Source organism: Kibdelosporangium persicum (assembly GCF_013280595.1).
Taxonomy (GTDB): domain Bacteria; phylum Actinomycetota; class Actinomycetes; order Mycobacteriales; family Pseudonocardiaceae; genus Kibdelosporangium; species Kibdelosporangium persicum.
In genome coordinates this window covers 36,233-61,365 of the sequence record NZ_JAAATY010000048.1, presented here as the reverse complement: position 1 = coordinate 61,365, position 25,133 = coordinate 36,233, and the positions used below count along the sequence as shown (strand labels likewise).

The window sequence follows — 25,133 nt, the reverse complement described above, 5'->3', positions numbered from 1 at the left end:
CTCGGCCAGCTCCAGCAGGCGCTGCTTGAACTGGGCCGCGGCCCCGGTTGGAGCCACTGCGATGTCGTAGACCTCGAACCGGCGCAGGTGCAGATAGTCGGTGCCGGGTTCTTGGCGTGGGCCCGTTTGGACCACCCGGAGTGGGGTGAACTCCAGCGAAGCCACGTAGTCGATCAGTTCCGGATGGCCGACCTCGGCCAGCTCTTCAGCCAGCTCGCGGCGCAGGCACTCGGTTGCCGACTCGCGGCCGGTACCGCTGTCGAACCAACGTATGAACTTTTTGACCGAGCGGGAATCGACGAAGCCTACGCGCGGCTCTCCCACGAGGTCCCCTTCGACCAGAACGGCAACGTCGCCCCTACCAACCGCGTCCTGCCCAAGACGCTCCCCCCGGACGCCGACCCGATCACGAGGATCTTCTTCGACTACTACCGCACCGACCGCGGCTTCCACCCGCGCTCGATCAACTCCACCACCGCGTGGACCGCGACCACGCCGATGTCGTTCTTCGCCTTCCCGCTGATGACCAACATCGACATGCTGGCTCCCCGCAAAGCCCTCCTGGTGGCCGGTGCCGACGCGCACTCCCGCTACTACTCCGAGGACGTCCAGGCGATGGCCCCGGCACCGTCGACCTCCTGATCGTCCCCGGCGCGGACCACGTCGACCTGTACGACCGCAAGCACCTCATCCCCTTCGACAGGCTCGACGAGTTCTTCACCACCAACCTCGCCTGACCGCAAGTGCCCCGGCAGCGGAAGCGGCCCTCTGGGAACGGCCGGGACGGTCACCCCGCGCAGCTCCCTGATGTCACCTCAGGTACGGATTACCTACCGCGTGTCCCGGCGTCCAGTTCGGCCTGGTTGACCCAGGCCCGCACCGCGGTCTCGGTCAGGTCGAAATCCCGCGCGACCCGCCCCCACGACCGATCCCCGCGCCGGCACAGGTCGACGATCTAGGCTTCGTGGGAAGACCTCTTAATGGATGATGCGGCCGAGGCGCACCTGCTGCCGGCGGAGTGAGCCGATCCCTGAACGGGTTTAACCGGTCGCTAACCGGCCCTCATTACGTTCCGGACGAGCAGGTCATCCGGGACGGGACTGAGGGGCCATGAACATCTACGCGGATCACTTCGACCACTTGCGCATCGCCCTGTCGGACGTTGGGCGCCACCGGCCGAGGACGGCCGACTTCGAGCCCGAGTTCGCGCTGCCCGAGCCGTCGGCCCGGTTGGCGCGGTACTTCGAGGTCGCGAACCTCAGGTTCGCCGAGCTCGGCGTCATGGCGGGCACTCGGGTGACACTCCTCGACCTGATGGGCAATCCGGCCACCCGGACCGTCAAGACATTGGCATCACTGGTGATCGTGGCCCGTGCGATCCGGCATATCCACACCACCGGGGAACCGGTGATGATCCTGACACCGTCCTCCGCGAACAAGGCGACAGCGTTACGTGACGCGGTTCTGCGTGCTCACCAAGCCGAACTCGCCACGCCGGAGCAGCTCCGGATCATCACAGTGGTCCCGGGGACGTCCACGCCGAAGTTGTGGTCGTCCGCGCTGGACGAAGAGCACAATCCTGTGTGCGTACTGGACAACGGGAACGTGAAGACCGTGGCACGCCAGGTGGCCACCTCGACTGCGCAGGACCTCTTCCGCGCCACGGGTTTCCGGCTATGGCACACCCTCGACCTGGCCAACTACCAATGTGCCGACGCGATCAGAGCCTTCGCGGAACCGCCGGCCAACGGAACCAGGGCGCACGCACACGCCGTGTCCAGCGCTTTCGGGTTGCTGGGGCATCACTTCGGGACCCAGCTGGGCAACGGAACCGGGTCCCAGTACTTCCTCGTGCAGCACATGGCCACGCCGGACATGGTGCTCAGCCTGTACGACATGACGCCGCCGGAGTACCACGCCGACCCGGAAACCGGGCTGTACCACCAGGACACCGATCCGCGTTACCCGCGGACCACCTTCGATCCAGCCGAAGACCTCGAGCCGACCTTCTACACCCGCGACCCCGCGACGTCACCCCGGATGAACAGGATCATCCGGCAGAACGGCGGTGGAGGCGTTGTCGTGTCCCGCTACGAATGCCTTCGCCGGTACGCCGAGGTCCGCACACTGCTTGCCAACGCCGGGATCTGCCTGCCCGACGACCCGTACGACTTGCGGGAATGGTCATTGGTCATGGCGATGACGGGCGTCCTGAACGGGATCGACCGAGGCCTGCTCGATGTCGACGAAGTCGTCGTGCACGGCTCCGGCAGTTACAGCGTCACGGACTTCGTACCGATCCCGGAGCACACGCTGCACCGGATCGACGGAGCCGACAGCCTGCGTGAGATCCTGCTCGCCCCGGCGGAGGTGCGGGCATGACCACCACACTCGCCGTGGATCTGGCCAACATCCTCTGCGACGATCTGATGGACAACGGGTTCGGCCCGTTCTACGGCACCCCGTGCGGGATCCTGGCCCCGCTCTACGACGTGCTCGAGAAGCGGGCCGGCCTGATCACAGTGTCCAGAGAGGACAACGCGGTCGGGATGGCCGCGGGCGCCTCGCTCGCCGGGCGGTACCCGGCCGTGGTGATGCAGAACTCCGGGTTCGGCCAGTCGGTCAACGCGCTCGCCTCCTTGGTCGTGCCATACCGGCTGCCGATGCTGCTCGTCATCAGCCTGCGCGGCGTCCATCCCGACTCCACACAGGAGAACCAGGTCATGGGCAGGCTGACCGAACCACTGTTGCGCGGTCTGGGCATCGAGAGCGTCACCCCGTCCGACCTGCCCATCGGCAGGCGCCGTCCGGTCGCGTTGCTGGTTCCGCCGTCCGCGTTCGGGTGGTCGGCATGAACAAGACGGACGCACTGCGGACGATCATCGCGACGGCACCGGATCAGCCGATCGTGTTCAGCACCGGGTACATGTGCCGGATCGCCAGGATGATCGCCGACCGGGCGACGCACTTCTACATGACCGGGTCGATGGGACTGGCGTCGTCCATCGGCATCGGCATCGCCCAGCAGACCAACCGGCCCACCGTCGTCGTCGACGGTGACGGCAGCGCGCTGATGAACCCGGTCGGCCTGTTCACAGCGGGAGCGCAGGAATCCCTGCCGCTGGTGCACATCGTTCTGGACGACGGCCGGTACGACTCCACCGGCGGGCAGGTCGTGCCCAACCGGCCGGACTTCTGCGCACTGGCATGGGTTTGCGGCTACGGACGGGTGTACCAGGTCACCGACCCGGAGTGTCTCGCCGAGCGGCTGGGCACGGTGCTGCGAAGCTGCACGACGACGACGTTCATCCGGTGCGTGGTGAGCGGCCCGGATTCGCCTGTTCCCGCCAGGGTCGACGGCGACCTCGGCGGGCACGCCCAGCGGTTCACCGCCGCACTGGCCGCGCAGGAGGGGCGATGATCTTGGCTGAGGGCACGGCACGCAGGCCCGGCTGGACGACCGTGGCGTGGTGGAGCCGTCCGATTGGCACCCTGTACCTGGCGTCCCTGGTCCTCTCGGTCGGCAAGGGCGCCTGGTTCACGTGCTGGGCGATCTTCTTCGTCCGCTCGCTGGGACTGACGACCGCGCAGTTCGGGATCGGCATCACCACGGCGGGCCTGATCGGCATGATCGCGGGCGGGCCGTTGGGCTATGTCGCCGACCGACTGGGTGCGCGCGAGATGCTCGTCGCTCTCGGCCTGGTGCAGGGCATCGCCGTGCTGTCCTTCCTCTTCGTGCGTGACTTCTGGCCGATCGTGATCGTGACCTGCGTGATGCTGGCCGCCGAGCGGGCCATTCCCGGCATTCGCACCGCGGTGATCACGGGCATGGTCAGCCGCGCGGAACGACTGGCCAGCGTGTCCACCACGCGGGTGATGACGCAGGCAGGGATCGTGGCCGGCGCGGGTTTCGGTGCGATCGTGCTCGCGGTGGACAGCAGGATCGGCTACCTCTCGATGATCCTTTTCTACGGCATCTCGAACATTGTTTTCGTCGTGCTGCTCCGGCGGGTACCGCACGTCGAGTCGTTGCGGGACCGCAAGGTCAAGCGCCGCGTGCTGGTCCTGCGCGATCGTCCGTTCCTGGTGCTCACGGCGTTCAACGGCATGCTGGCGTTGTGCTTCGGCATGCTCAGCTCCGGCACTCCACTGTGGATCGCCAGCCACACGCAGGCGCCGACGTGGGTGATGGGCGTGCTGGTGGGCTTCAACTCGGTGATGATCGTGCTGTTCCAGAACCGGGTCACCAGGCGCGGCGAGACCGTGCACGGCGCCGGGCGGCTTGGCTTGTGGTCAGGAATCCTGCTCGCTGTGGCGTGCCTGGCGTTCGCCGCGACCTACAACGGCAGTGGCACGACGGTTCTGGTGGTCCTGCTGATCGCGGCGACCATTCACGTGGCGGGGGAGTTGCTGTTCATGGGCAGCGGGCTCGGGCTGTCGGTCGGCCTGACTCCGGACGGCGCCCACGGCGAGTACCAGGGCGTGTTCAACACCGGCCAGGCGGCCGCGTTGATGCTCGCGCCCGGCGTGATGGCGGGTCTGCTCGTCGAACTGGGGGCGACCGGCTGGTTCGTGCTCGGGGCGGTGTTCCTCGTCGCCGGAGTCGGGACCGTGCTCACCGGGAACTGGGCGTTGCGCCGGCAGGCCAGCCGGGCCGCGGCGGTCGAGGAGTGACATGACCACGCGATTGGGGGTGTTGGTCCTGCCGGAACACCCGGGACGAACCGGTCTCGAAGTCTGGCAGCGGGTGGAGGCCATGGGCTTCGCGCACGCGTGGACTTTGGACCATCTGTCGTGGCGGACGTTACGAGACCGCCCGTGGTTCGACGCGATGACAACGCTGGCGGCGGCGGCCGTCGTGACGAGCCGAATCGGTATCGGAACGCTTGTCACCTCACCGAACTTCCGTTCCGCGGTGGTCACGGCCAAGCAGGCGATGACCCTGGACCACTTGAGCGAAGGGCGGTTCACGCTGGGCGCCGGGGCGGGCGGGCCACCGCCGGACAGCACCGCGCTCGGTGGGCCCGAACTGTCCCTCCCGGAACGAACCAACCGGTTCGAGGAGTTCGTGACGCTGCTGGACCGGCTGCTGCGGCACCCGGTGACGACCTTCCAGGGCCGGTACAACTCGGCGGACGACGTCCGGATGATCCCGGGATGTGTGCAGCAGCCGAGGATTCCGCTGGCCATCGCCGGTGCCGGGCGGCGGGCGATGAGCCTGGCGGCTCAGTTCGGCCAGATGTGGGTGACCACGGGCCGGCCGGACGCTTTCGAGGCGGAGACCGTGGCGTTCGACCGCCTTCGCGGGCAGATGGAGCGCCTGCGCGGCGGCGGCTTGCGAAAACTGGTCAACCTCAGCCGGATCGTCGCGGATCCGTACAGCTCGCCGCAGCGGCTGACCGACCTCGTCGGACGCTGTGCCGCGCTCGGGTTCACCGACGTCGTCCTGGCTCATCCCCGCGCCGAAGGCGTTTACGCGGGCGACCCGCGGGCTTTCGAGCGTGCCGTGCTTCCCTTGCTCCCTTCTCACAAGGTGCCTCAGCCATGACCACACACATGTCCGATCTGGACACGCGGATCGCGAACCACGCCCACGGACCGATCGACGACACGACCACGTTGCGGGAGGCCGGCCTGGACTCGCTGGCCTTGGTGCGGCTGGCCGTCGAGGTCGCCGCCGACGAGGACACCGAGATCGACGCCGCCCGGATGGCCGGCTTGCGCACGGTCGGCGACCTGAAGTCCTGGCTGAGCGAGATGAGGTGACCCGCGATGCTCCCGATCACCGAGTCCCAGCAGGGGCTGCTGCTCGTCGACCGGCTCGTGCCAGAGCACCGGATCTACAACGAGGTCGTCCGGTTCGACGTGCCCCCTGACCTGCCTGTGGACGACGTCCGCCGGGCGCTGGCCGTCCTGGTGACGATCCAGCCGGCGATGCGCCAGGTGTTCGCCCGCCTGCCCGAGACCCACGCGGTGCTGGCGCCGCCACCCGCCGAGGTCCCGGTCCGGATCGGCGCCGGCGTCGAGGAACTGTGCCGGGACGCCTTCGACCTGCACACCGGTCCGGCCTACCGGTTCGGCTACACCAACGACGGCGACAGCGCCGGAATCCTGCTCTGCTGCCACCACATCGTCAGCGACGGCGTCTCGCTCAGCCCGATGGCCAAGGACCTGCGCGCCATCCTGGCCGGTGACCTGACGGACATCGACGCGGTCCGCATCGCCCGCGAGACGGCGCTGGCTCGTGAACTCAAGGCGCAGAACCGGGTCAAGGACACCGCGGCTGAGCGGACGACAGCATGGGCGGCGCACCTGCGTGACGTACCGCCTCTGGAACTGGCGCCGCGACCGAACCGGCCGGTCGAGACGGACTTCGTCGCCGTCCGCCAGTCCTGGACGCTGACCGCGGCGGAGACCACGCTGTTGCAGGAGACGTGCCGGCGATTCGAGGTCACGCCCTTCGTGCTGCTGACGGCTGTCTACGGCGCGGTTCTGGCCAGGCACAGCGGAGCGTCCCGTGTGCTGATCGGCAGCCCGTTCGTGTCCCGGCGGACGGTCGGCGCGTACGACCTGGTCGGCTTCTTCGTCAACACCCTGCCCGTCACGGTTGACGTCGAGTGGGACCGGACGGTCGGCGAGCATGTCGGCAAGACCGTGCGCGAGGCCGTCGAGCACTGCCGGGCCAACGTCGACCTGAGCTTCAACCGGCTGGTCGCCGAGGCCGGGCGGGACCGGGTGGGCAACCGCAATCCGCTGTTCTCCGCGATGCTGGCGATGCAGGACACGGTCGACGACCCCGGGGTGCGGGAGTTGGGCAACGGCACGGTGAAGTTCGACGTGCGGCTCGGCGTGACGCTCGTCGGCGGCAGGTGGCGGCTCGACCTCGACCATGATCAGCAGCTGATCACCCCGGCCGCCGCAAACGCCCTGATGACGTCGTTGCGCACCGCGGTCCAGCAAGCCACGGCCGAGGGCGAGCGGACGCTGGCGGACCTCTTCGAGGACGCCGCACCGATCGCCGGTCCGCAACGCCTCCCGGCGAAGGCGACCCTCACCGACTGGGTCGACGAAGCGCCGCTTGACGCTGTCGCTGTCGAGGAACCCGGATGTGAGCTGACCTATCGGCAACTGAGCGATGCTGCCTGGCAGGCGGCCGCCGGCCTGGCCCGGTATGGCGTCGCCACGGGTGACGTCGTCGGACTGGCCACGGACACGTTGTCCGACACCGCGGTCGCCATGCTGGCGATCCTGCGCTGTGGTGCGACGTTCCTGCCACTCGACCGGACACTCCCGGCCGCGCGCCTGACCACCCTCGTGGGCCTGGCGCGCTGCCGGATCGCCGCCGGGCAGGGAATCGACTTGCCAGGCGTGCGCGTGATCGGTCTGCACGGCCTGCTGGCCGCGGGCCGCGGCGCGACCGCACCCGGCGGCGATCCCCGCTCGGCGCCGTACCTGATGTTCACGTCGGGCTCGACCGGGGTCCCCAAAGGGGTGCTGATGGGACACGGCCCGTTGCTGAACCGGACCGCGTGGCAGATCGACGCGTTCGACCTGCGCCCCGGCACCCGGTTCCTGCAGTACGCGCCGCTCGGCTTCGACGTGTCCTTCAACGAGATCATGCCGACCCTGGCCGCGGGCGGCACGTTGGTGGCACGGGAGCCGGCCGACCGGCGGGACTTCCCGGCCATTGTGGACCGTGTCGCCAGTGCCCGGCTGACCAACGTCTACCTGCCTGTGGCCGCGCTGCGCCCGTTCGTCCACGCCGCCGGGGCCACACAGTTCCCGGCACTGCGGAAGGTGTGCGTGTCGGGCGAGCAGTTGCTGATCGACGACGAGATCCGCGCCTTCTTCGCCCGGCACCCGCAATGCACCCTGATCAACTCGTACGGCCCGACCGAGACCAACGGAGCGATCGCCCACCAGCTGAGCGGAAACCCGTTCGACTGGCCGGACCACGTGCCCATCGGCAGGCCGTTGCCCGGCGTGCTGGCCTACGTGGTCGACCAGACCGGCCATCTCGCGCCACCCGGCGTGCCTGGCGAGTTGTTCCTCGGCGGATGCTGCCCGGCGGACGGGTACACGGGTGACGCCGAGCGCACCGCGGCGAGCTTCCTGCCCGACCGGTTCGCGGGCAGCGGCCGGATGTACCGGACCGGCGACCAGGTCGTCCAGGCCGGCGACGGGACGTTGACGTACTTGGGCAGGCTGGACACCCAGATCAAGATCCGGGGCCACCGGGTCGAGCTCGGTGAGATCGAGTCGATCGTGCCGGGCGTCGCGGTGGCCCACAACGGCGGGCTGGTGCTGTTCGTCGGCACCGGCACCGAAGTCGATCTCACGCTGCTGCGCGAACGGCTGCCCGGCTACATGGTGCCCAGCCGGGTCCACCAGATCGACGAGATCCCGATGTCCCGCACCGGCAAGGTCGACCGTGCCGCGCTGGGGGCACTGGCGGGTGAGCTCGAACCCGCGGGCATCACGGGCCGTGCCGCGCGTACCGCGCAGGAACAGGTGTTGTGTGACATGTTCGCCGAGGTGCTCGGCCGTGCCGAGGTCGGCGTCGAGGAGAGCTTCTTCGCCCTGGGCGGGCATTCGTTGCTGGCCACCCGGCTGATCAGCCGGATCCGTGCGGTCATGGGCGTGGAGCTGCCGATCCGGACGCTCTTCGACAACCCGACCGTCGCCGGGCTGGCACCCCACCTGGATCCACAGCGTCGGCGCCCCATGCTGCGCCGGACCGCCCGGCCGGACGCCATTCCCGTGTCCTACGCCCAGCGACGGCTCTGGTTCCTCGACAAGCTCGACGGCCGGTCGGCCACATACAACCTGCACGTCGCGCTCCGGCTGTCAGGCCGGCTCGACGTGCCCGCACTGCGTGCGGCGCTCAACGACGTGGTCGCCCGCCACGAGGCATTGCGGACGGTGTTCACCGAGGTCGACGGCCAGCCACGGCAAACGGTCCTCAGTTCGTTCGGCGTCCCCCTGGTCACCGAAGCCCCGGGCTTGGCGCAAGCAGGTGACTACGAGTTCGACCTGTCCGCCGAACTGCCGATCCGCGCGTGGCTGCACAGCGTCGCCGACACGGAGTCAGTGCTGGTGATCGTCATCCACCACATCGCGGGCGACGGCTGGTCGATGGCACCTCTGCGGCAGGACTTGTTCGACGCCTATGCCGCCCGGACCGCCGGAAATCCTCCAGAGTGGACAGAGCTGCCCGTGCAGTACGCGGACTACACCCTATGGCAGCGAGAACTCCTCGGCGCCGAGGACGACCCGGAGAGCCTGATCAGCCGGCAGTTCGACTACTGGCGGGAGGCGCTCGACGGGATACCGGACGAGATCGACCTGCCCAGGGACCGTCCACGGCCAGCGGTGGCGTCGCATCGTGGCGACCGGGTGCGGTTCGAACTGGACGCGGACCTGCGTCACGACGTGGCCCGGCTGGCCGCACAGACCGGGACGACCGTGTTCATGGTGATGCAGGCGGCCTTGGCGGCGCTCATCCACAGAGCAGGCGGCGGTACGGACATCCCGATCGGCACGCCGGTCGCCGGACGCACCGACGAGGCGCTGGACGGGCTGGTCGGGTTTTTCGTCAACACCCTGGTGCTGCGGACGGATGTGTCGGGCGACCCGACTTTCCGTGACCTGCTCACCCGGGTCCGGGACACCGATCTGGCCGCGTACGCCCGGCAGGACGTCCCGTTCGAGCGGCTGGTCGAAGGGATCAACCCGCCGCGCAGGCTCGGGCGGCATCCGCTGTTCCAGGTCATGTTGTCGGTCACCAGCACGGCTGCCTCGTACCCGGAGGTCCCTGGGCTGTCCGTCACCGCGGAGCCGTTCGACCGTCCGGTCGCGAAGTTCGACCTGTCGATGTATCTGACCGAACGCGGGCCGGACGGAATCACCGGCATGATCGACTACGCGACCGACCTGTTCGACCGGTCCACCATCCGCCGGATCGCCGCCGGATTCACCCGTCTGCTCCGGCACGTGACCGGCAGCCCGGACACACCTGTCAGTGACGCCGACCTGCTCGGCGACACACGCCGCCACCAGATCGTGGTGGAGTGGAACGACACCGTCACGACCGTCGCGACGGAGACGTTGCCGGAGTTGATCGCAGCGCAAACGCGCCGCACACCAGACGCGGCTGCGGTGCGTCACGGCACGGACTCGCTGTCCTATGCGGAATTGGACGAGCGGTCCACCCGGCTGGCCAAAGCGTTGGTCCGGCGTGGGGCAGGGCCGGAGCGGTTCGTCGGCGTGATGATGCCGCCCTCGGTGGACCTGGTGGTCGCGTTGATCGCCGTGCTCAAAGCCGGTGGGGCGTACATCCCGATCGACCCCGGTTACCCGGCCGAGCGGATCGAGTACATGCTCGCCGACGCCCGGCCCGTGCTCGTGCTGACCGATACGGACCTGACCGGCGACGCCACGCTTCCCGCGCTGAGCATGAACAACGCGGCGTACGTCATCTACACCTCGGGGTCGACCGGGCGACCGAAAGGCGTGGTAGTCGAACACCGGTCGCTGGCCGACTACCTCGCCTTCGCCGGAACCGCTTACCCCGGGTTGCGCGGCGATGTGCTCGTGCACTCCTCGGTTTCGTTCGACCTCACGGTGACCGGCATGTTCGTGCCGTTGACCGTCGGCGGGACCGTGGTGCTGGCGGCACTGGACGAGTCAAGCCCGCCCTGCACGGCCATGAAGGCCACACCCAGCCACCTGCCGCTGCTCGACGCCCGGTCCTCGCCCTCCGCCGAGCTGATCCTCGGGGGAGAGGCGCTGGTGGGGGAGGCGTTGGCCGGATGGCGGGCCGCGCATCCGGACGTGACCGTGATCAACGCCTACGGCCCGACCGAGACGACCGTGAACTGCACCCAGCATCGGATCGGACCCGGCACGCCTGTCCCGCCAGGTCCCGTGCCGATCGGCAAACCCATGGCCAACACCAGGGTCTACGTGCTGGACGCGCGGCTGCGGCCGGTTGACGTCGGTTGCCCCGGCGAACTGTACGTCGGGGGTGCGGGGCTGGCCCGGGGATATCTCAACCAGCCGGCGCTCACCGCGCAACGGTTCGTGGCCGACCCGTTCCAGCCCGGCGCGCGGATGTACCGGACCGGTGACGTCGTGCGGTGGACCGAAGCCGGTGACCTGGTGTTCCTTGGCCGCGCGGACGACCAGGTGAAGCTGCGGGGCTTCCGGATCGAGCCCCGGGAAGTCGAAGCGGTACTGCGCGCTCATCCCGATGTCCACCAGGCGGTGGTGGTGGTCCGTGACGACCGGTTGGTGGGGTACGTCGTCGCCCGTGACGTGTCCCCGGTGTCGCTGCGTGCGTTCGCCCGCCAACGCCTTCCCGAGCACATGGTGCCCGTATCGGTGATGGTGCTGGAGACGCTGCCGTTGACGCGGAACGGCAAGCTCGATCGCAACGCCCTGCCCGCTCCCGAGTACTCCAGCACAGCAGGCCGCCCGGCACGCACACCGGACGAGGCTGTCCTCTGCGGACTGTACGCCGAGGTCCTCGGCCGCGACACCGTCGGCATCGACGACAACTTCTTCGAACTGGGCGGCCATTCCTTGCTCGCCACCACACTGGTGAGCCGAGTCCGCGCGCTCTTCGGCACCGAACTGCCGCTGCGCGCGGTGTTCGAAACCCCGACCGTCGCGGAACTGGTGGAACGCCTGGACAAGGGAAGCAACCGCAACGCCTACGCGACGTTGCTGCCACTGCGTGCCACCGGCACTCGGCCACCGTTGTTCTGCATGCACGCGGCGAGCGGATTCAGCTGGCCGTACGCGGTGTTGCTGACGCACCTCGACATGCCGGTGTACGGCGTGCAGGCGACGGCCGGACCACGTCCGTCGTCACTGGACGAGATGGCCGAGGACTACGTCCAGCACATCACCAGCGTCCAGCCTGAGGGCCCCTACTACCTGCTGGGCTGGTCGTTCGGCGGGATCGTCGCCCACACGGTCGCCACCGTGCTGGAACGCCGTGGCCACCAGGTCGGCTTGCTGGTGATGCTGGATTCGCACCCGGTGCGGTCGGCAACGCCGGACCTGGCAGGTCTGCTCAAGCACGTCGATCCGGCGAACCTGACGGCTGCCGAGATGGAACTGTTGCTGGACAACGTGATGCACCACCACGACATCGCCGCCGACCTCCGGCTCGGCCGGGTTTCCGCCGACGTGCTCGTGCTCGTGGCGGGTGGAAGCCGGCTGACCGCGGAGCAATGGCGGCCGTACGTCGACGGTGACGTCGACTTCGTACCAACTGGGATCCGGCACCACGACATGCTGCGGCCGGACACCATGCCGCGGATCGGCCCGATCCTGGCCGAGCGGCTGGCGAAAGCCATTTCACGAGAGGGATGACCATGACACACCCCTATGAGTGGTTCCGCGCGTCCGCGGAGAAGTACCCGTCACGGATCGCGCTGGACGTCGCGGGAATCGAGCTCACCTACGCCGAACTGCAAGCCGCGGTCGAATGGATGTCAGCGCGAATGCACAAGGTGCTGGGTGCGCCGCCCCGCCGGGTCGGCCTGCTCACATCGCGCAGTCCCGTCACCTACATCGCCTACCTTGCGGCATTGCGGCTCGGCGGCGCACCCGTGCCCCTCAACCCGGCCGCGCCTGGCCTGCGGAACGCCGATATCGCCGGCGAGGCCGCGTTGGACATCACCATCCTCGACCACAGTTCCGGGGACGACGTGGCCGAGTACCGAGCCAACGCGTGCGGCCGGTTCCTGGACATGACGGGCGACACCTGGCGGGATCCCGTGGCCGGCATCCCGCCGCAGGCTCAGCGGCACGACGATGACATCGCGTACATCAACTTCACCAGCGGCAGCACGGGCAAACCGAAAGGCGTGCCGACGACGGACCTGAACATGTACGCGTTCGTCGAGCACATCGTCGAACGCTACCGGTTCACGTCGGAGTCCCGTGTCTCCCATGCGTTCGAGCTGTTCTTCGACGGCTCGATCATCGAGATGTTCGGTGCGTGGGGCGCAGGCGGACGGCTCTGTGTGTTGCAACGCGCGGACGTCTTCACGCCGGTGAAGTTCGTCAACGCCAAGCGACTCACGCACTGGGCGTCAGCGCCCTCGGTCATTTCGTTCGCCCGGCGGCTGCGGGCGCTTCCGCCCGGCAGCATGCCGACGCTGCGGCGAACGTCCTTCGGTGGCGAAGCGCTGCCCATCGAGGCCGCCGAGGCATGGGCCAAGGCCGCGCCGAACTCGATTGTCACCAACGCGTACGGCCCGACCGAGACGACCGTGGTCGTCACCGGCTACGCGGTCCCGCGCGACTGTGCGGACTGGATCGAAACCAGCAACGGCACAGTGCCCATCGGGGACCTCTACCCCCACGTGGACTGGATCCTGCTCGACAGCGACATGCAGCCGACAGACGACGGCGAGCTGTGCATACGCGGCCCGCAGCGCTTCCCGGGCTATCTGGACCCCGCGCAGAACGCCGGGAGGTTCGTCGTCGACGGCCGCGTCCACGACGGCACCGAGTCGCTCACCCCGGAGCACTACTACCGGACCGGGGACCGATGCCGCAAGGAAGACGGCGAGCTCGTCCACCTCGGCCGGATCGACGACCAGGTCAAGATCCGCGGTTACCGGATCGAACTGAGCGAGATCGAATCCGTGCTGCGCAGACACCCCGCGGTCGCGGAGATGGTGGTGATCGCCGTACCCGCGGCCGACGGCGAAGTCGACCTGCACGGCCTGTACACCGGCGACAAGGTCACCGACGCCGAGTTCATGGACCTGCTGCGGCGGTTGCCCGGGTACATGCACCCACGCGGCTTCCAGCACCGCGACTCGATCCCGTTGAGCTCGGTGGGCAAGGTCGACCGCAAGCGGCTGATCCGGGAGTTCACCCCGGTGGCGTGAGCCGGGCGGTGGCCGGGAAACACCCGGCCACCGCCTCTACGTCACTGGCGAACCGCTTCTTCCTCCACGACCGTCTTCTTGCTGTCCGGGCTCGGTTGCGCGGCGACGATGACGACCGCGCCGAGCGTGATGGCCGCACTGGCCAGAATGGTGAGCAGGTAGCTGTGCTGGACGTCGGCCAGGATGGCACCGACCTGGCTGCCGGTGGCCACGGCCAGCATGTGCACTGTCCACAGCAGACCGACGGCGGTGCCGAGCGTGCCGGGCGGCATGACACGCGTCAGCCAGACCGTGGTGGCGACGACCGTGGCCAGGTAGCTCACGCCGAACACCGCGCCGAACCCGATGACCATGAAGGTGGACGGGAAGAACGGCAGCATGACCATGGCGCCCGCCCGCAGCAGGTACCCGGCCGTCAACGTGCCGCGGATCCTGCCGCGGTCGCACAGCCGGCCGGCGATCAGGCCGCCGATGATCTCCAGGACGCCGAGCACCGCGACCGACAGCGAACTGATTCCCGGTGAGACGCCGTGGTCATGCATGTGCGGGAACAGGTGCACATCGATGAACGCCATCGTGACGCCGCACGCGATGAAGGCCGCGATCAGGGCGCGAGCCCGCGCGTTCGTCAGCGTGGCCCGTACGCCCTCGCGCATGGTGGACCGGGGCCTGGTCACTCGTTCCTGACGCGTGTGGGTCTTCACCAGGATCAGCGACAACGGCACCAGGACGACAAGGAAGACGATCCCCGCGCCGAACAGGATCTGGTCCCATGACAACACCGTGTTCAGACGCGTCCACAGTGGAACGAGAACGATGAAGCCGACCGCGACGCCGTTGGTGAGCACCGCGTAGACCAAGCCGGTGTCGCGGCCCTCGAAGAGCTGGTCGGCGAGCACGCCCAGCGGCACGAACGACACCATGGTGAAGCCGATCGCGCCCAGGATCCCGAACGCGGCGATGAAGACCCAGATGTGCGTCGCTGTCGCGCACAGGATGAGCACGGCGCCGAGAGCGCCCGCGCCGATCGCGATCACCGGCACGGCGCCGATCCGGTCGGCCAGGTGCCCGATCGGCGCCGAGATCAGGCCGTTCACCACGAAGAACACCGTGAACGCGATGGCCAGGGTGCCGCGGTTGACCTCGAAACCGTCGGCGATCGGCAGGAACAGCACCTGGACCGCGGTCTTGAGCGACGAACCGGCCAGTGAGATCACAAAACTGACGACGACCGCGAAGATCATGAACGCGGTGACGCGGCTGGTTGTTCTTGTCATCGTGCCCACTTCCGTCGGGTCGGACAGTCCACGGATACCACCATCCGGCACGCCGGTTAACCGCCAGTTGTACGCCGTTGACGTAACCGGCCGCTAACCACCCGGTCCTAGTGTCCGTGCCCAACAGCGAGGAAAGAGAACGCCATGACCAATACCGAAACCCGAGTGAGCAGTGGACTCACGGACGCACAGATCAGCGAGTTCAACGAGCGCGGCTACCTGGGCCCGTTCGATCTGCTGGACGCCGACCAGATCGCCTCGTTACGGCCGACATTCGACACCATCCTCTCCGGCAGGCTGCGATCGCCCATCTACGACCGCACCACCCACCGCGACTGGCATCTGCATTTCAAGAACCTGCTGACCATCCCGTACCGCAACGAGGTGCTCAGCCGGGTCAAACCGTTGCTGGGAGAGAACCTGCTGGTGTGGCGGACGTCGATCTTCCACAAGGCGGCCAGGGACGGCGCCCTCGACTGGCACCAGTCCAGCCTGTTCGCCGGCGAGGAGTACGGCCTGTTCAAGCCCGCACTCGAGCCGCCGCCCGAGTACCAGCTCTACACGGACTTGTTCAACCTGTCGGTGTGGGTGGCACTCGACGACGTGACAGCCGAGAACGGCGCGATGCAGATCGCGGTGGGCACCCACGTGAAGCAATATCCGGTGAAGCGGATCCCGTTCAGCGAATCGGTGTTCGGCAAGGTCTTCTACGACAACCTCGTGCGCGCCGGCGACACCGAGCGGCTCGCGGAACTGTCCGACCGCTACGCGTGCGAAACGATTTTCGATCCGGTGGCCGAGGGCGTCGACGTCGACACGATCGAAATGAAGGCGGGCCAGTTCATCATCTTCACCGATCGCGTCATGCACGGTTCGTTGCCCAACACCACCGAGGACGCGCGGCGGCTGGCGATGAACTTCCGGATCACCATTCCTGAAGTGACCGTCTACCCGCACCGCAACCACGGCGATTTCATCGACGGCAACGACCACGACATTTCCCGGCACGCCTGCGTGATGCTGAGCGGTTCGGACCGGCACGGCAAGAACATCTACCTCAACTGACTCGGTGCTGGGGGTTCATCATGGCGAGCAGGAACCGGGTCGGCATCGTGGACCTGATGGCGGTCTCCGCGCGCGGACTGGCGGGAAGGCAGTTCAGCACGTGGATCTCGGCCGCTGATCCGGACACCGAGACCCAGGTGGTCGACTCCGACTGGACCGAGATCGAGTCGTTCGACGCACTGGTGGTCACCGGCGCGGAACCCAGCACGGCCGATCTGCGGCAGGATCCGTGTCACGCGGTGGTCGGCAGGATCCTGGAGTCCACATCGGCTCCGGTGGTGTTCTCGTGCCTGTCGGCGCACTCGGCGCTCAACCACCTCTACGCGTTGCCCCGGCGGCGACTACCGGCCAAACGGATCGGCGTGTTCGAGCACGCGGTGGCCCCTGGGCCGCTGACGGCCGGTCTGTCCGATGTGGTCCACGTGCCGCACTCACGTTGGAACACCGTGGACCTGATGGGCGTCACAGCGCAGATGGTCACTGTGGACGGTGATTGGGCGTACGCGGCCGCCGACCGCTACATGTTCGTCCAAGGGCATCCGGAGTACTTCCCGGACACGCTGTTCCGTGAGTACCGGCGAGATGTCCGCCGGTATCTCAGCCGGGAGTCGGACGACTTCCCGACCATTCCGTCAGGGTACTTCACCGTCGAGACGCTGGCCGAGCTGGCGGACTTCTCGGTGCGGGCGCGGCGGCGCCGCAGCCCTGACACCTTCGCCGCCTTCCCTGATGTCCGCAGGGCAACCGGGGACGGCTGGGCCGGCCCCGCCGTCAAGGTCGCGGCCAACTGGCTGGCCGCAGTACGGGGGGCTGTCAATGTCTGACGTGGTCATCGCGAGGTCCAGCACCGGCGTCCGGAAGTGGCGCTGGCACACGGAACTCGGCTCGTACGGCGAAGACGTCACCACGATGGTGACCCGGAGCGCCGAGGACGAGGGCATCCTCGGCTTCCACGAGCCGCTCACCACGGCCGAGAAGGCCACCTTCTGCGGCGACCTGGAGCACAAGCTGCTCAGCGGATCGGACTGCCTGCTGCTCGGTTCCGACGATGACGGTGTTGTGGGAATGTGCATCGTCAGCCTCACGGCCATGCCCAACTGCAGGCACATCGCGGACGTGAGCAAGGCGTACCTGGAACCGCGGGTTCGGCGGACCACGGCGATCAGCGAGATCGCCTGGGCGGTCTGCGGCCTCACCCGTGAACTCGGCGTGGAGACGCTGAAGATCGACGTCCGCGAGGACAGCCCCGCACACCGGGTGTGGCGACGGTTCGGCTTCACCACGTACGGGATTCTCGACGACTACAGCCGGGTCGACGGTGTCAGCCACCGCGGGCACTTCATGAGCCACTCGGTCGAGCGGCTCGCAGAGTTCATCGATGAGCGCCTGCGGCGTGCGGGCGTGGTTATGGAACAACGGAGGTTGGACGATGTTGCTTTCGCGTGACGAGTTTCGCGACGAACTGGAGAAGACGTTACACGCGCAGCTGACCATCTCGCACCCGATCTTTACGGTGCTGCTGGACGAGAAGAACCCGAACCTGCCGTTCCTGCAACAGGTGGCGCTGCAGGGTTACCAACTGACGAAGCACTTCCTCGAGTACATCGAGACGTTGTTCTTCCACTGCCCGCTTCCCCGGCACAAGCGCAGGCTGCTGCACAACATGTACGAGGAGGAGACCGGCCGGATCTCCCAGACGAAGAACCACGTCAAGCTGATGCAGGACTTCCTGCACGCGATCGGGATCGACGACGAGACCCGGGACGCCGCCGTGGCGCTGCCTGCGACCCAGGAGCTCATCGACTACCGGATGGACGCGGTGAAGGACCCGGCGCGCTACCACGTCGGCGCGGCCGCGGTGACCATCGCCAGCGAGGGGCAGAACCTGGAGACGCTGGGATCGGAGTCCCGCGACGAGATCTTCCAGCGCGTCTACGGCCTGCAGCCGAGGGATCTGCTGTTCTTCTCGGTGCACCAGGTCGAGGACGTCCACCACGTACAACAAGGTCTGGACCTGGTGGCGGACATGTGCACGACCGAGCAGATGCAGCAGGAAGCGCTGTACGCGGTGTCGCACACGTGCGAGCTGTTCTACCAGATGTACGAGGGTGTGTACCAGGAATACCTGGCGGGCCGGCTGATCCCGGCCTGACGAGGAGCGACGTGATGCGACCAGAACTCGGTCAGGCGACGCACGCGGTGCGGACCGGCCAGCACCAGTTCGTCGACGACCAGCACAGCGAGGCGCTTGCGCTGACGTCGAGCTACACCTTCGACGACGCCTTCGACGCGGCGGAGAAGTTCGCGCAACGGCGGCCCGGCAACGTCTACGTCCGGTTCACCAACCCGACTGTGCGCGCGTTCGAGGAGCGCATCGCGTCCATGGAAGGCGCCAGGGACGCCGTGGCGACGGGTTCCGGCATGGGCGCGTACATCGCGGTGTCCCTGGCGTTGCTGGAGCAGGGCGACCACGTCCTGCTCGCTGAAGGCGTCTTCGGCACCACGACGACGTTGTACCGCGGCTACATGCGGAAATTCGGAGTGTCCACAACGGTCGTGGACGTGCGGGACAACGAGGCATGGTCGGCGGCTGTCCGGCCCACCACGAAGATGATCCTGGTGGAGTCGCCGACCAATCCGTTGATGCGGGTGGCCGACATCGGGTTCCTCAGCCGGCTGGCCCGGGAACACGACCTGTTCCTGGTCGTGGACAACACGTTGTGCACGCCGGTCTTCCAGCTCCCGCACACGATGGGAGCCGACCTGGTGATCCACTCGGCCGGCAAGTACATCGACGGCCAGGGCAGGTGCGGCGGTGGCGTGGTGACCGGCGACGAGGACCTGATCGCGGAGGTCCGCGGCGTACTGCGGACAGTGGGGCCGAGCCTGAGCCCGTTCAACGCGTGGATCTTCCTGAAAGGACTGGAAACCCTGCCGATCCGGATGCGGGCGCACGACGAGCGCGCGGCGGAGATCTACGCGTGGCTGTCCCAAAGGGACGATCTGGACGCCGTGCACTTCACCGGCAGCCCGGACCACCCGCAGGTGGAACTCGTGGCCAGGCAACAGACCGGGCACGGTGGACTGGTGAGCTTCGAGATCGCCGGCGGGCGACGGGAGGCGTGGACGTTCGTCGACAACCTGCGCCTGGTGTCGAACACGACGAACATCGGCGACACCAAGTCGATGATCACACACCCGGGCACCACGACACACGGCCGCCTGCCGGACGAGGCGAAACTCGCCGCGGGCATCAAACCCAACCTGGTCCGGCTCTCGGTCGGCCTGGAGGACCCCGCGGACCTGCTCGCCGACCTGCACCAGGCGTTGGCGAAGTCGCAGATCCGGAAACTCGCCGGCTGACCACAAGGGCTTTCAGGCACAGCTGAAGAAGTTGACACTGGAATCAGGGCACGGACACGGTGTGTGTCGACATCGATCCGATTCGACACGAGGTGAGTTCCTTGGCAATGGGGGGCAACCGGGTGCGAGCCGTCCTCACCACCATCGCAGTCGCAGCAGGCGTCGCCGTCAGCATGCAGGCCGCGGCACACGCGGACAGCGGGCAGTACGCCTACGTCAACCGGTCCGGCGGCGTCGGTGGGAACCTCTATGCCTGGTACCGGGACCTGCCGCCGGCGTTCCACGACAACCTGACCCGGTTCACCAACCGGACCGACCGCGACATGTGCGTCGCCTACTGGGACCGCGGCACCCTCTACAGCATGCAGACAGTCCCACCGGGACAGGCCCAGAACACCGTCGACTCCTACCTGCCGGACGCGATCGTGGACTGCCGGTACTTCCTGGCGTAACCCCCTCCCGGTGTGCCCGTTCGCCGAACGGGCACACCGGCACCACCGGACGTTCGGCGAACGGCGACCCGAGGACTGTCGCCGGTTCCGGCTCGGCCGGCGAACGCGGTGGGCATACCGGTGATCCCCTACACACTCGTCGACCAGAGGGTGAGGCTGCGATGACCGATCTGCCCGCCGTCGGACCAGTGGAGGTGCTTGTGTACCACGACTTTTCACCACCGGTGAGCCGGTCGGCTACGGCATGACGTTCTTCGTGGACGACCCCTGACCTGGGCGACGCCGTGAAGTGTCACTCCGCAGACGCCGTAACAGCCGTCCGCGACCACTGCTGGTTGGTACCCGAGTTGCAGGGGTACTGCTTGAGGATCACGCCGTCCGCGGTCGATGCGGCCGGTACGTCGACGCATTTGCCGCTGTGGCGGGCCTGGAGCTGGAAGTAGCTGCCGTTGGTGATCACCTGGAATTGCTGGTTGGTGCCGGTGCCGCAGGTGTACTGGACAAGCTCGGCGCCGTCGGCGGTGGAAGCGTTCACCACGTCTAGGCACTTTCCGCTGTGGCGGCTGATGATGCGCCAGTAGCCGCGGCCGGAGTCCTGGAACTGCCACTGCTGCCACGCGTTGCCACCGTAGGTGTACTGGCCGACGCGCGCACCGTTCTCGGTGTTCGGTTGTTGGACGTCCATGGCCTTGCCGCTGTGGCGTACGTCGATGCGGTAGACGGTTTCCGTTCCGGTGTTGTCACCCCAGGCGTATCGGAGCCGGTCGGCGCCGGAGGCGTTGCGGATGGTCAGGTTGAGATCGGTACCGCTGCCGCTCAGGGCGTACATCGAGTAGTGGTCGTAGCCGAGGTTTCCGGTCGGCTTGCCGCCGAGGGCGGGCCAGTACGTGCCGCCCATCCGGTTGTCCCGCATGACCTGGGCCATGGCGCGGATGTGGCGCACGAAGTTGTCAGAGCTGCCAGCGTCGCCGTAGTTGAGGCCCGTGGACATCGGCGCGCCGAACTCGGTCGCGACCGCGCGGGAGGCGCAGTTGCCCAGGCGAGTCTGGATGTGGCTCCGGAAGGCGTCGTACGTCATCGGACTGTAGAAGAAGGCATAGTGGTGGAACGACAGCAGCGTCGAGTTGAAGCGGCTGTCGTTGCAGATGTCCCGCAGGTCCTGGCTGTAGCCGGTGCCGCCGATGAGTACCCGGCCGGGTACCGCGGAGGTGTGGTAGCTCAGCCAGTTCGCTGCGACGTTGCGCCAGTCCGCGGATGTGTAGCCGTGCGGCTCGTTCATCGGTTCGAAGTAGACGTTGGGGTTCGAGCCGTACGTGTTGGTCACGCTGGACCACATCGTGTTCCACGCGGCGAGGTTGGTGATCCGGCCGCCGGAAGCGGCGCCGTCCTCCCAGTAGGCGAGAATGACCTTGAACCCACGGCCGGTGGCGGCGTCGATGGCCCCGCGGTAGGCGTTCCACCAGGTCGTATGGGCGACAGTGTGGGTGTTGATCGGCAGCCGGACGGTGTTGACGCCCATGGTGGCGGCCATGTCGTCGTAGAGGGCGTTGGCTTTGGTCCGTACTGTCGCGTTGCTGTCGGACAGGCTCAGGCCCTGCACGACGAGCGGGCTGGTGCTGAAGTTGTCACCCAGCACCGCCCAGTTCATGCCTCGGAACTGGCTGGTGGCCGCAGTGGCCGGCGAGGCGGAGACGACGAGGACCGCCGTCGCGGTGAGTGCCGTCACCGCAGCGGCTATCAGCGACCGGGTACGACCGATCGCCCTGATGATTGCCATGAGGTGTCCTATCACTAGATCTGCTTCTCTGGCTTGTGGGGCGCCCTTGCCGCGGGCATCCCACAGCGCCACAAGGGGTGTCACGAATCGCCGGAGGGACCCGCGATCGAGACCCCGGTCCTGACCGGCACGCCGAGGTTGGGTGAGCCGTCCGAGTGCCAGTCGATCTTCTGGGCCCGCGTGGTGCGGGTGGGTGCCGCAGCGCTGGCTGGCAGAGGAGTTCGCGTGGTACACGACCCAGGTTTCGGCATTGTCGGGTGACCGGACGAAGGAGGCGTGCCCCGGGCCGTAGACGCCGTTGGCGTCACTGCGCTGGAAGATCGGCGTGGACTTCTTCACCCACGAACTGGCCGGCATCGGGCCGCCGCCGGTCCAGGTCACCGGCGGACAGCAGCGCTGTTCTTGCGGGCTTCATGTCGTTCTCCTCAACGGTATGGGTGAAGAGCCAGGGCTCGACGTGTTGAGGTGAGGTCGTGAACCTCTGTGCCACAGGAGTTCCCACTGGGGACAGGAAGCGGGCAGGGTAAACGGGCATGACTGGGCCTCCTTCACGACGATGTGACAGAGCCGGGTCGCGTGCAGAGCCGATCGCCTACGGCGCAGGGTGTGATGTTCGCGTTAACATCAGTCGGACAACTGTAGCCTCGGCGCATCGGCATGTCCAGCGAAGCGAATGTCCCGGCCGACGTGATCGATCGGTCGGTTTGTCGCCGGGAGTTCTTTGCAGGCAACCATGTTCGCTCTTGAGCGATGAGGCGGCATCCTGTTAGCGTTAACGCCGATTGGTGGCGCCGGTCACGGGAGGTCACCGTGAACAGACCGTTGAGAACCAGACACTGGCCGGCCAGACTCGGCATCGCGGCGCATCGACAAGGTGATGGACGTCGTGTCGGCCTCGACGGCGAACAACGCCGAGATCAAGCAGTGGGACCTGGAACGGCGGCGGCAACCAGAAGTGGGAGTTGCGGGACGCCTGCAGCGGCTACGTCCGCATCCTCAACCAGAACAGCGGCAAGTGCCTGGACGTGCTGGAGAGCTCCACCGCCGACATCCAGCAGTACACGTGCGCGGCAACAATCACCAGTGGAGCCGTGCCCAGATCTGACCGTCGCAAGGACGACCAGGAACCTGTCCGGAGTCCATCGCAAGCACGTGGTTTCGCCCGCACTGGGCGCTGGTTTCTTCCGTCCCGTCAGCGGGGTCGAACGCCTCGGGGAGGAAAGCCGGTGTGGGAGGCGAAAGATCCGGCCGGGCACGGCGACCCGATAGTCGACAATGTACAACTGCGCGTTTTCCGGAGACGTACCATGCAGGCGTGACTGATGCACTTCCGATCGCGCGGGTCAACCCCTTCGATCCTCCGGGTGAGTTGCGGAACAAGCCACCGGTCAGCAGGTTGCGCTACGCGGACGGCTCGTTGGGCTGGATCGTGACCACGCGGGCAGAGGGCCGGAAAGTGCTGACAGATCCACGCTTCAGCGTGCGCGCTGAGCTGGTGCGGTCGCCGATCTACGCCACCACGCCGCAGCTGCCGCCGGGGTCGTTCAACTTCATGGACGCACCGGAGCACACGCGCTACCGCAAGCTTCTGGCCGGCCAGTTCACCCTGCGGCGGATGCGAGCCCTGGAACCGCGGATCGCACAGATCACGGCGGAGCTGCTGGACGCCATGACTCCGCCCACGGATCTGGTGCAGGCCTTCGCCTTGCCGCTGGCGGCGCGCGTCATCTGCGAGCTCATCGGCGTGCCCTACGCCGACCATGAGTTCTTCGAGCAGAAGTCACACGACATGGTCGAACCACATATCGACGACCAAACCCGTGAAGCTGCCGGAGAGGCGTTGTTCGGATACCTGTACCAGCTCGTTCAGGACATGCGAGCCAATCCTGGGGAGACCGTCATCGGTGGTCTGCTCGCCGACAGCGACCTGAACGACATCGAGGTCACCGGTGTGGCGATAACGTTGCTGTTCGGTGGCCACGAGACGATCGCGAACATGGTGGCGCTCGGCACATTCGCCCTTCTGCGGCACCCCGCCCAGTTGGCGAAGCTGAACCAGGACGTCGACAACGCGGTCGAGGAACTGCTGCGATACCTCAGTATCGTCCAGTACGAGGTGAATCGCACCGCGATCGAGGACGTCGAAGTGGGGGGCGAGGTGATCAGGAAGGGTGAGTCAGTGCTGGTGTCGATCCCGGCTGCCAATCGGGACGGGTTCGAACGGCCGGACGACCTTGACCTCGGCAGGTCCGCGTCCGGTCATCTGGCGTTCGGCCACGGCGTCCACCAGTGTCTGGGGCAGCATCTGGCCCGCATCGAGATGCGCATCGGTTTCTCCGCTCTGTTCAGCAGGTTCCCCACGCTCAAACTCGCGGTCGATCCGAGCGAAGTCCCGGTGAACGTGCAGCGCAGCGTGTACAGTGTGGACAGTCTGCTCGTCACGTGGTGATCAGCCGTGGCTCGTGGCGAGCATCGATCCGGTGTGGACCGACGAGGTGACGCTGCCGGAATCTCATGGAGTCCACGTGTCGCAAGCGTGGAGTAGCCGGTCGAGCAAGTGCTCCGGATAACGCGGCTCGTCGGTCCGCGCGACGATGTCCGGAGCGAATCCACGCAGCTTGTCGGTGGACACCAGGGTCCGTACCACCGGGCCTGGTACGAACAGCCGCTCGGCATGGGTCTCGAGCCTGTGTTCGAGAGCCTCCACGATCCACTCGATCGAGTTCGCCCTTCCAGAGGCCACGTGCACGATCTCCTGCCGGACATCTCGGCGTAGCAACGCGTCGACGCAGTCGATCAGGTCGGCGACGTCGATCAGATCCCGGTGTGCGCCGGTGTGCACAACCACTGCGCCGGAACGGATCTGCTCGATCAACGCAGGCAGTAGCTGGTGTGCCGGCTGACCCGGCCCGATCACGTGGCTGATCCGCAAGATCAACCAATCCACATCGGACTCCATGACCAACTGCTCAAGACCGCGTTTGTGTCTCCCGTATGGGCTCACCGGGCGTACAGATGTGTTCTCGGACACCGGATCTGTCGTTGAGCCGTACATCGCGTGCGAAGCTGTGGAGAGGAACACGACAGTCTTCCCGAACATGCTGCACTTCCGCAGCACATCTCGCACCAGCTCCCGCTCCCGGGCGAACTCGGCCAGTGACCGGGCTGACGTGCTCGACACGCCCGCGGCGATGACGACGACGTCCGGGTGCCGGTCCACGATCCCGCAGATGCCCGGCCAGGAAACCGTTTCCGACGATTTCCATCACGCTTCCCTGGCGCCGGC

General features: G+C 67.3%; 20 protein-coding genes and 2 pseudogenes. 17 read left to right on the top strand and 5 right to left on the bottom strand.

Annotated features, from left to right (window positions below; genetic code table 11):
* Nucleotides 1-273 (bottom strand): SMODS-associated NUDIX domain-containing protein (locus GC106_RS49880; protein ID WP_376777831.1); only part of this gene is annotated, 273 nt, incomplete at its 3' end.
* On the opposite strand from GC106_RS49880, the gene GC106_RS48500 reads away from it, so the two are divergent.
* From GC106_RS48500 to GC106_RS43985, 9 genes are all read left to right on the top strand, one after another.
* Nucleotides 184-642, top strand: a complete 459-nt coding sequence (locus GC106_RS48500) for a hypothetical protein (RefSeq protein WP_246368188.1) — start codon at nucleotides 184-186, stop codon at nucleotides 640-642. The genes GC106_RS49880 and GC106_RS48500 overlap by 90 nt on opposite strands.
* A gap of 468 nt (nucleotides 643-1,110) precedes the next feature.
* Nucleotides 1,111-2,382, top strand: coding sequence for a DUF6002 family protein (locus GC106_RS44020; RefSeq protein WP_173142160.1), 1,272 nt, complete (start codon nucleotides 1,111-1,113; stop codon nucleotides 2,380-2,382).
* A complete protein-coding gene (locus GC106_RS44015) occupies nucleotides 2,379-2,855 on the top strand; it encodes a thiamine pyrophosphate-binding protein (RefSeq protein ID WP_173142159.1) in 477 nt (158 codons plus the stop codon). Before GC106_RS44020 ends, GC106_RS44015 begins: the two co-directional genes overlap by 4 nt.
* Nucleotides 2,852-3,421 carry a thiamine pyrophosphate-dependent enzyme gene (locus GC106_RS44010; protein ID WP_173142158.1) on the top strand — a complete coding sequence of 190 codons (570 nt, stop codon included), beginning with the start codon at nucleotides 2,852-2,854 and terminating at the stop codon, nucleotides 3,419-3,421. Before GC106_RS44015 ends, GC106_RS44010 begins: the two co-directional genes overlap by 4 nt.
* Nucleotides 3,418-4,674 carry an MFS transporter gene (locus GC106_RS44005; RefSeq protein WP_173142157.1) on the top strand — a complete coding sequence of 419 codons (1,257 nt, stop codon included), beginning with the start codon at nucleotides 3,418-3,420 and terminating at the stop codon, nucleotides 4,672-4,674. Before GC106_RS44010 ends, GC106_RS44005 begins: the two co-directional genes overlap by 4 nt.
* A 1-nt stretch (nucleotide 4,675) precedes the next feature.
* Nucleotides 4,676-5,548 (top strand): LLM class flavin-dependent oxidoreductase, encoded by an 873-nt coding sequence (locus GC106_RS44000; protein WP_173142156.1) that lies wholly within the window; start codon nucleotides 4,676-4,678, stop codon nucleotides 5,546-5,548.
* Nucleotides 5,545-5,766, top strand: a complete 222-nt coding sequence (locus tag GC106_RS43995; RefSeq protein WP_173142155.1) for an acyl carrier protein — start codon at nucleotides 5,545-5,547, stop codon at nucleotides 5,764-5,766. The genes GC106_RS44000 and GC106_RS43995 overlap by 4 nt, the downstream gene beginning before the upstream one ends.
* A gap of 6 nt (nucleotides 5,767-5,772) precedes the next feature.
* Nucleotides 5,773-12,381, top strand: a complete 6,609-nt coding sequence (locus GC106_RS43990) for a condensation domain-containing protein (protein ID WP_173142154.1) — start codon at nucleotides 5,773-5,775, stop codon at nucleotides 12,379-12,381.
* A gap of 2 nt (nucleotides 12,382-12,383) precedes the next feature.
* Nucleotides 12,384-13,913, top strand: coding sequence for an AMP-binding protein (locus GC106_RS43985; RefSeq protein ID WP_217281712.1), 1,530 nt, complete (start codon nucleotides 12,384-12,386; stop codon nucleotides 13,911-13,913).
* Between the two features lie 41 nt (nucleotides 13,914-13,954).
* On the opposite strand, the gene GC106_RS43980 is transcribed toward GC106_RS43985, so the two are convergent.
* On the bottom strand, nucleotides 13,955-15,190 hold the full coding sequence (locus GC106_RS43980) for an MFS transporter (protein WP_173142152.1): 1,236 nt from the start codon (nucleotides 15,188-15,190) through the stop codon (nucleotides 13,955-13,957).
* Nucleotides 15,191-15,334: 144 nt separating this feature from the next.
* On the opposite strand from GC106_RS43980, the gene GC106_RS43975 reads away from it, so the two are divergent.
* From GC106_RS43975 to GC106_RS43950, 6 genes are all read left to right on the top strand, one after another.
* Nucleotides 15,335-16,255: a phytanoyl-CoA dioxygenase family protein gene (locus tag GC106_RS43975; protein WP_173142151.1), complete on the top strand. Its 921-nt coding sequence runs from the start codon at nucleotides 15,335-15,337 to the stop codon at nucleotides 16,253-16,255.
* Between the two features lie 20 nt (nucleotides 16,256-16,275).
* Nucleotides 16,276-17,079, top strand: coding sequence for a homoserine O-acetyltransferase/O-succinyltransferase family protein (locus tag GC106_RS43970; RefSeq protein WP_173142150.1), 804 nt, complete (start codon nucleotides 16,276-16,278; stop codon nucleotides 17,077-17,079).
* On the top strand, nucleotides 17,072-17,701 hold the full coding sequence (locus GC106_RS43965) for a GNAT family protein (protein WP_173142149.1): 630 nt from the start codon (nucleotides 17,072-17,074) through the stop codon (nucleotides 17,699-17,701). The genes GC106_RS43970 and GC106_RS43965 overlap by 8 nt, the downstream gene beginning before the upstream one ends.
* Nucleotides 17,685-18,407, top strand: a complete 723-nt coding sequence (locus tag GC106_RS43960; RefSeq protein WP_173142148.1) for an iron-containing redox enzyme family protein — start codon at nucleotides 17,685-17,687, stop codon at nucleotides 18,405-18,407. Before GC106_RS43965 ends, GC106_RS43960 begins: the two co-directional genes overlap by 17 nt.
* Nucleotides 18,408-18,421: 14 nt before the next feature.
* Entirely contained in the window at nucleotides 18,422-19,618 is a 1,197-nt protein-coding gene (locus tag GC106_RS43955; protein WP_173142147.1) for an O-succinylhomoserine sulfhydrylase, read from the top strand.
* A 101-nt stretch (nucleotides 19,619-19,719) separates the two neighbouring features.
* Entirely contained in the window at nucleotides 19,720-20,070 is a 351-nt protein-coding gene (locus GC106_RS43950; protein WP_173142146.1) for a hypothetical protein, read from the top strand.
* A gap of 292 nt (nucleotides 20,071-20,362) precedes the next feature.
* On the opposite strand, the gene GC106_RS43945 is transcribed toward GC106_RS43950, so the two are convergent.
* Both GC106_RS43945 and GC106_RS49875 read right to left on the bottom strand, forming a co-directional pair.
* The gene (locus tag GC106_RS43945) at nucleotides 20,363-21,847 is read right to left on the bottom strand and encodes an RICIN domain-containing protein (protein ID WP_173142145.1); all 1,485 of its coding nucleotides are present in this window, start codon (nucleotides 21,845-21,847) and stop codon (nucleotides 20,363-20,365) included.
* A 243-nt stretch (nucleotides 21,848-22,090) separates the two neighbouring features.
* Nucleotides 22,091-22,204 (bottom strand): annotated as a pseudogene (locus GC106_RS49875) (hypothetical protein); the annotation flags it as partial.
* A gap of 602 nt (nucleotides 22,205-22,806) precedes the next feature.
* On the opposite strand from GC106_RS49875, the pseudogene GC106_RS49870 reads away from it, so the two are divergent.
* Together GC106_RS49870 and GC106_RS43930 are read left to right on the top strand one after the other, a co-directional pair.
* Nucleotides 22,807-23,166, top strand: a pseudogene (locus GC106_RS49870) (hypothetical protein); the annotation flags it as partial.
* Nucleotides 23,163-24,296 (top strand): cytochrome P450, encoded by a 1,134-nt coding sequence (locus GC106_RS43930; protein ID WP_173142144.1) that lies wholly within the window; start codon nucleotides 23,163-23,165, stop codon nucleotides 24,294-24,296. The pseudogene GC106_RS49870 and the gene GC106_RS43930, both read left to right, overlap by 4 nt.
* A 63-nt stretch (nucleotides 24,297-24,359) precedes the next feature.
* On the opposite strand, the gene GC106_RS43925 is transcribed toward GC106_RS43930, so the two are convergent.
* On the bottom strand, nucleotides 24,360-25,067 hold the full coding sequence (locus tag GC106_RS43925; protein ID WP_173142143.1) for an NAD-dependent epimerase/dehydratase family protein: 708 nt from the start codon (nucleotides 25,065-25,067) through the stop codon (nucleotides 24,360-24,362).
* Nucleotides 25,068-25,133 lie beyond the last annotated feature (66 nt).